Here is a 2,821-nt window from a genome sequence, read left to right on the forward strand (position 1 = left end):
CTCCAGCGCCGGCACCGGGCGAGCGCGCTGACCGTGCAGCGAGCCCTCGCGGCGGTGGCCGCCCGGGGGCTGCTCGTCACCACACCCGGCCGCGGCAGCGTCGTCGCCGAGCCGCCGGCGTCCCGGTCGACCGATCTGAGCTGGCAGACCGCAGTGCTCGGGGCCCGAGACGACCTGCCGCACGACATGACCGAGCTCTATTCGCCCGTCCCCGACGGCGTGCTCGATCTCGCCTCGGCCTATCTGGACCCGGCGGTCCAGCCGGTCGGCCTGCTCGCGGCGGCCGCCGCCCGCGCGGCGCGGCGGCCCGGCGCCTGGGATCGCACCCCGGTGGCCGGCCTGCCCGACCTGCGCGGACTGATCGCCGGCCTGGTAAGCCCGGCCCACAGCGCGCAGGACGTACTCGTCACCAGCGGTGGGCAGGCGGCGCTGGCGCTGGTCTTCCGCGCCCTCGGTCGGCCCGGCGAGGCGCTCGCGGTCGAGCACACCACCTACCCGGGAGCCCTGGCCGCCGCGCGGGCCGCGGGGCTCGTCCCGGTTCCGGTGCCGGCGGACGCCGCCGGGGTGCGCCCCGACGATCTCGCTGACGTGCTTGGCCGCAGCGGGGCCCGGTTGGTCTACCTCCAGCCGCGGCATGCCAACCCCACCGGGGCGGTGCTCGCCCCGAGCCGGCGCCCGGCGGTGCTCGCCGCCCTGCGGGATCACCGGGCGTTCTGCGTCGAGGACGACTGGGTGGCGCCGCTGGACCTCACCGCGGTCAGCCCACCACCGCTGGCCGCCACCGACCCGGATGGCCACGTCGTGCACGTGCTGTCGTTGTCGAAGAGCGTGTCCCCCGGCCTGCGGATCGCGGCGGTCAGCGCCCGCGGCCCGGTCGCGGCCCGGCTGGCCCGGGTGCGGATCACCGACGACCTGTTCGTCGCCCCGGTGTTGCAGCAGACCGCGGTGGAGCTGCTCAGCACCCCGGGCTGGCGCCGGCACCTGGCGTCGCTGCGCCGGGTGCTGCTGGCCCGCCGGGCGGCGCTGCTCACCGCGATCGCGCGGTCCCTGCCCACCCTCGACCCGCCGCAACCACCCAGCGGGGGCGTGCATGTCTGGCTGCCACTGCCGGCCGGCGCAGACGACCGGCTCGTCACCGCGGCCGCCCGGCGGGCGGGCGTCGCCGTGGGCCCCGGCAGCGCCTACACCGTGGGCGAGGCCATCGCCCCCCACCTGCGCCTGACCTACAGCCGCACCCCGGGGGAGGGCCTCGTCACCGCCGTCGACCGGCTCGCTGCGGTGCTACGCGACGGGTGAGCCCCGACCGGGGGTCACGCTCCGTGGCGGTCGGCCCGGTTCGGTCGGGTCGGAGCCGCCGCCCGGGCATAGGTATCGGGTAGCGAGGGGCGGACCGCCCCGCTCGCCCGGGTTGGACGGTGACGGTCATATGGGGGACGAGGCGCGCATGCCCGCACGGTCCCGCTGGCCTGGGTCCGGGTCCCCACCCGTCGCCTGCTGGTGGCGGCGGGTGGCGCTCGGCGTCTGTGTGCTCGCCGTCGCGGTGGCGGCGGCCGTACTGACGCTGCCCGACTGGCCCGCGCTGATCGTGGTGCGGGCCGCCGCGGTGGCGTCGACGACGGCCGGCGCATCGGCCTGCTTCGTGACCGCGGCTCGGCGCGAGGGCGCGGAACGCACCTGGCGCCTGCTCGTCGGCGTGATGGTGCTGGCCCTGGCGGGGACGGCGGTCGCCTCACTGCACGACGCCCTCGGCGGCGGGCAGCCCGTGCCGCACATCACCCTGCCGATGCTGGTGCTGCTCCTGCCGTGGCTGTGTGGCCTGGCCGGGGTGCTGCGCTATCCGACCGATCCGTTCGACACCCTCGCGCGCGGGACCGCCCGCCAGCGGCGCTGGTACCTGGTCACGGTGCTCGACAGCGTCATCGTGACCGGCGCCGTCGCGCTGCTCGCCTGGGTGACGGTGCTGGAGAACGGCATCTCCGGCAGCGACCATCCCGTCTACGACATCCTGCCCGCGCTCGTCGTGACCGCCGCCGCGCTCGTCACCGCGGTGACGATCATCCTGATCGCCACGTTCCGCCGGCCGCGGTCCCTGCTCGGCTTCAGCCTGCTGGGCTCGGGGCTGATGGTCTTCGCGCTGGCCATCATGATCTACCTTTACGCGACGACCCGGGATCTCGCCGACCTTCCGCGCATCCTGGACCTGGGCTTCGTGACCGGCCCGCTGCTGGTGGGCCTCGCCGCGCTGCTGCCGTCGGCGTCCCCGCCCTTCGGCGCCATCCCGGCGGCGCAGTGGACCGCCGCCTGGTATCGGCGGCGCTGGTGGCACGTCATGCTGCCCTACCTGCCGCTGCTCGTCGCCGGCGCCGTCGCGGTCATCCGGGTGGTGGGGACCGATCTGGCCGGGCAGGAGGAGATCTGGGCGTTGCTGTGCCTGCTCGTGTTGGCCCTCGTCCGGCAGATGACGACGATGGCTGACAACGTGCGGTTGTTGGAGCGGCTGGAGGACAACCAGGCGGAGCTGCGCCGGCTCGCCTTCCACGATCCGCTGACGGGTCTGGCCAACCGGGCGCTGTTCGCCGACCGGCTCGACCAGGCGCTGGCCCGTCACGCCCGGGTGCCGCACCCGGTCGCCGTGATCTACTGCGATCTCGACGACTTCAAACAGGTCAACGACGCGCTCGGGCACGCGGCCGGCGACGAGCTGCTGCGCGTCACCGCCCGCCGGCTGACCGGATCCGTGCGGGCTACCGACACCGTGGCCCGCTTCGGCGGGGACGAGTTCGCCATCCTGCTCGAATCCGCCCCGGCCCCTCCTGCAAGC

The 2,821-nt window shown here is 75.5% G+C and carries 2 protein-coding genes; both read left to right on the forward strand.

The window, feature by feature from the left end:
* The coding region (locus NBZ85_RS29845; RefSeq protein ID WP_261563276.1) for an aminotransferase-like domain-containing protein at positions 1-1,296 on the forward strand (1,296 nt) is incomplete at its 5' end.
* A gap of 148 nt (positions 1,297-1,444) precedes the next feature.
* The coding region (locus NBZ85_RS29850; protein WP_261560077.1) for a diguanylate cyclase at positions 1,445-2,821 on the forward strand (1,377 nt) is incomplete at its 3' end.

Source organism: Frankia tisae, assembly GCF_025403405.1.
GTDB classification, from domain to species: domain Bacteria; phylum Actinomycetota; class Actinomycetes; order Frankiales; family Frankiaceae; genus Frankia; species Frankia tisai.